This is a genomic window from Gammaproteobacteria bacterium (genome assembly GCA_003696665.1).
In the GTDB taxonomy this organism is placed as follows: Bacteria; Pseudomonadota; Gammaproteobacteria; order Enterobacterales.
Window position 1 is genome coordinate 1 of sequence record RFGJ01000452.1, and the last position, 4397, is coordinate 4397.

4 protein-coding genes are annotated in these 4397 nt (G+C 52.6%); all 4 read right to left on the reverse strand.

The window, feature by feature from the left end:
* Positions 1 to 493: 493 nt before the first annotated feature.
* Complete coding sequence (locus D6694_11235) at positions 494 to 694, reverse strand: hypothetical protein (protein RMH39425.1); 201 nt, start codon at positions 692 to 694, stop codon at positions 494 to 496.
* A gap of 16 nt (positions 695 to 710) precedes the next feature.
* On the reverse strand, positions 711 to 1856 hold the full coding sequence (locus D6694_11240; GenBank protein ID RMH39426.1) for a hypothetical protein: 1146 nt from the start codon (positions 1854 to 1856) through the stop codon (positions 711 to 713).
* A gap of 505 nt (positions 1857 to 2361) precedes the next feature.
* Positions 2362 to 3795, reverse strand: coding sequence for a hypothetical protein (locus D6694_11245; protein RMH39427.1), 1434 nt, complete (start codon positions 3793 to 3795; stop codon positions 2362 to 2364).
* A 287-nt stretch (positions 3796 to 4082) separates the two neighbouring features.
* On the reverse strand, positions 4083 to 4265 hold the full coding sequence (locus D6694_11250; protein RMH39428.1) for a hypothetical protein: 183 nt from the start codon (positions 4263 to 4265) through the stop codon (positions 4083 to 4085).
* Positions 4266 to 4397: the final 132 nt, after the last annotated feature.

Here is a 4397-nt window from a genome sequence, read left to right on the forward strand (position 1 = left end):
TAGGGGTGGCTACTTGCCGCTTCTGCTGTTGTTGGCTGCTAAGGACGACACAAAACGGGAAAAGCCCCAGAAAAACATGCCGAGCCCCACAAAAAATAGAGCCAAACCAACCGGGGAGCCCCAAGACAACACAGTAACCCATTCCATTGTTCTTTCTCCTTGTTTGTGGATTGGATGAGAGACTTCTCGCTGAACTCTCTCTGTGAGACGGCCTCAGCATACCCGAGCGTGGGGTGAGGCGTCATCACCAGGTGTGGTGATCCATGTGGTGATTGATGTGGTGAGCGTGGAGGTGAGCGAGGGGTGACGGCTGGCGATGGTGGTGCTGCCCTGTTTCACCGCGGTCAGTCTGTTCTCGTAGTTATGGATCAGGGTGTAGGCCACTCCGCCGATGGCTTACGGTGGATACGGGTACGCGGTGGAGGAGGAGCGAGGCGACGAAACGACGAAATGACGCGTTGGCTATCCGCCCGGATAGCCAACGCGAAACCGTTTATCCGGGGGAGTCACCGCCACCCCGCTGCGGGAATAACATGCTCCCAATGGCGGCGGCTGTCCACCAACCCACGAAAAACAGGATGCCTACGTCGGGAGTGTGGAGTGGGAGCAAGCGAACGACCAATCCAGCAAGTGTGCCCCCCAATCCGAAGATCAGAAATGCAACGATTCGCGGCCGGTACTTACGCACTGTCATTACCCTTTGCAGACTCTCAACAGTAGCCCAATCCTTCTGGAGAACCGCATATCGTGTCGCAACCCCACCCAACGGCCCACCAGCAGACAGCAGCATAAACCGCTGCACAAATAAGCGGACATAGTACATAAGCGACGCTAAGGCATATTAGGTTGCATGCAAGATAGCCGGAGACACCACACCCAATAGAATATACAAGGCTACATATGTCCAGACACGCGCTACAACTATCGCTTTGTGGCGAAGTAATGTCCTTGGTTAAGTCAAGTTCACTAATCTGTCCCGTGGACTGCGCAACAACTATCCGATCCCTTTTCCTAGACAGGCGCTTTGTCCGTTCCACGTTCCCCTTTACCAGTTCACACACCTCTATTTCCGACACAACACCATCTCTTTCATGCAGGATGCCAATGCCCGTATCGATATGCGAGCCATGACGTATGAATTTTATTTGTGCATCACCGTCTTTCGAACTGTGAAAGGGTAAAGTTACTAGTAACACATGGTTCTTTTCATCCAGATCGACTCTGACAGCAGTCGAAAGATTGGGATCGTCATTATATCCTTGATCAAGGAGGAATCGACGCAATTTGTCTGTTTGTGGATAACTTCGAGCGGCTGCGACGGCCTCCTTTAGATCTATTCCTGATAACATCTTAGCGTGAATTCGACCGCTTTGACCACCAGATGACACGAGTGGCAAGTAGACGTGCGACGGGCGAGCATCGGGGACTGGATCGGAGGCCAGGGACTTGGGTGCTTGCCCAACGAGTATAATCCCTGTGAGGACGCCGATCATCTGCTTGAGTACACCCCGCCGACCCGGCTGAAAGACCATTGCGTTCTGCACAATCTGTGCCAACCGCAGCGCCCGCCGCGGACCCAGCACCCGCACCAATCGGGCGCGCATACCGATACCCGCATACACCCGCCACCGGTCGCCGTCCACCTCCAGGAGCATGGGCTCCCAGCGCCAGCCGGGTTTCACCTCATCCAGTATAGATCGCACGTCAGGGCCGCGCAAGCTGAGCGCGGTGAGCTTGCCGTCCGCGGCTTCTTCCACCCGGCGAGCCAGGGAGGAACAGAGGCTAGAAAGTAACAATTCCGGCCTGCCCACGAATGCTACAAATCTCACGAAGATTGACTCCCATTCAGAACCCAACGGTGGATACGCGGTAAAGTCCGTTTCCTGTATATCCTACCCAATGTTCGCTGTATGCATAGTAGTAATGATATTGACCACCGCAGAGTAGAACACTTTTCGCCGGGCTGGATACAGCGATGAAGCCACTTCCACTTACGATTGCACTCGAGGACCACTGGCATTGGCCCGATTGATCCACCTGCCAGGAGAACGCCCTGACTTTTACCGGGGCATATCCCCCTCCACCCTGCACCTCTCCCCAAGTCTGACCGTGGGCCCAGTACAGGTCACTGCCCCAATTTCGATAAGTTTGTCCAGAGCCCAGGTAAAATGGATTCGAACTACTCCAATAACCTGCAGGAATCGTAACAGAAAAGGATGATAGTGAGTGAGCTGTTATTGGCATAGCAACGTTCGATAGCCATACCAGGAACACGGCGACAGCTATATTTTTCCACCGAAATCGAAGAAACTTATCCGACAGCATGACATGCCTCCTGTATTTTTGTGTGTGCACTGAGCATCATCGTTGAAGAAACGGTAGGTAGATCTGCTTATGCTGAACGGATTCCCCCGCTATAGATGCTAGATGCTCAAGCAGGGCGGACAGATTTTGATCCGACATTGTATAGAAATCTATCTGGACGAAGGTGCCCTGAACTTCGAACATAACACTGCGGAGACCCTTTATCTTGCTCCACATCATCTCCCAACCCTGGACGGTTTGCCCGTTGATCACCAGTGTGATCGGTTGGCTCGTGCGCCATCCAGGCAACGCCTGGCGCAGCAGTGGAACGATTTGATGAGTAGGACCTTGCAATATCTGGATTTGCATATCGGACGGACTGTGGCTTGATGCGTATGTGATGTTCACAGGTGCATCGCAGAGACTTAACGTAAAAGCGAAGCCTTGGTGTGTGCATTGTGGCCACTCGTGCGAGGCGAAATCCAATTGGATCGAATCTAAACCGACCCGTTCTCGCACTGTTTGCGGATCCAAGAGTACAAGAGGGGAAGTAGGAACCTGGCCTACCACACTCTCCAGCTCCGATAGAGCCACTCCTGATTTTCTGAACAGTACAGTACGAGGACCTGCGAACTGTCCAGCCGCTTGCATAAATCTCCGTTGTTCTGCTAGCAAAGTCTGAGCCTCAGGAATCACGAAATTGTCCCAGTCGAACGAGAGCTCCGAGCGCACCAGGATTTCTGGACGTGAGTTTTGCTGTTCCCAAAGCAGCACAGGACCATCAGCAGTCAGGGCGAATAGTTGGCGACGAATCGTCAAACGGGTTTTCGTATCCAGGGTGCGAAATTCCTGTACGGATGCAAAATGCAAATCCTCTGTAAATGCGTACGGCTGAGCGGTCAATGGATCTGAACCGAACGTGTCAGGAGATGCTTGCAAGGGATCCATCTCAAGAAGCCAAGCCGGCCTGCCCCAAGAAGACTCAGCGACTCGTTGCATGGAGTGAACCTGTATTGAAGATGCATCTTGGATGGCCATAGGTGCTGTCCGCTCAGTCTGCTCGCGGGGAAAGGCAACTGCCAGGCCAGAAATCGGATCGTAGAGTTGGAAGGTATTTCTGGTCAAGACCCGTTCCCCGATAATCGTGTCTTGATGATTGACAAGTCGCTCAATCTCATGAAAACCCTCTTCTGTTATCCATTTTTCAGTAACGCGTTTCCCTTGATAGAAATGGAGTACGGGCAAGTGATATGGGTCAGGCGGCTCGCTCATCGACGGATCCGTCCGCCAAGAAAGGGTAGTTGTGAAGTGTAGCACTTCACCGTCGTCGAGAACGTCGGATGCAAAAGCTGTGAGATCGCCTTGCTTTAACAAAAAATTTCCGTACGCTCGGGCAACCACGGGCAATAAGGTATTCCCAAGTACTGCAAGAATGACGGCACCAAACGCTACAAGAACGAAAACCCACCTTTTTCTAAGTTGGCTTACCATTTTCCTTTTCTCCCGATTCTACATAATTATGGAGGAAATCGCTCCGGAGCTTGCTGTCAGTTTACCACGGGGGGGGTGATGTCAAGGGGTTTCGCGTTAAGATTTTGCTCCGATTATTGTACGAATACTGTACGAAATGGCGTCGCAATGTGACGGAGTGTGCGTGGTGGGACAATCCCGGAATCTTCCGAGATTCCGGGATTGTCCCACACAGGACGGATGAAGGAGGCGACGAAGAGATGCGGCGGCGATCCATTTGTATGGATTGCTACCGAATCGCCACTTATTCAAGGAGAGTCACGCTTATCTCCAGGAGGAAATAACATACTCCCAATGGCGGCGGCTGTCCACCAACCTACAAAAAACGGCAGCCCCGCATCCATATAGGGAACGTGAATTGGAAGCAAACGTATGATGAGCCCAACGACTGTGCCTGCTAGTCCAAAGGATAGAAAGGCCTTGAAGTTCATTGTGTCCCTTCCTTCGCCGGCATACCGCTATCCAGGACGCTCTTCCCTGTGACTGCGGTTGAGCCACTGAAGCAACAAAGTCAAGACGATGACCGCCAGGCCGGCCAGGGCGATTGGGATGCCAATACTGAA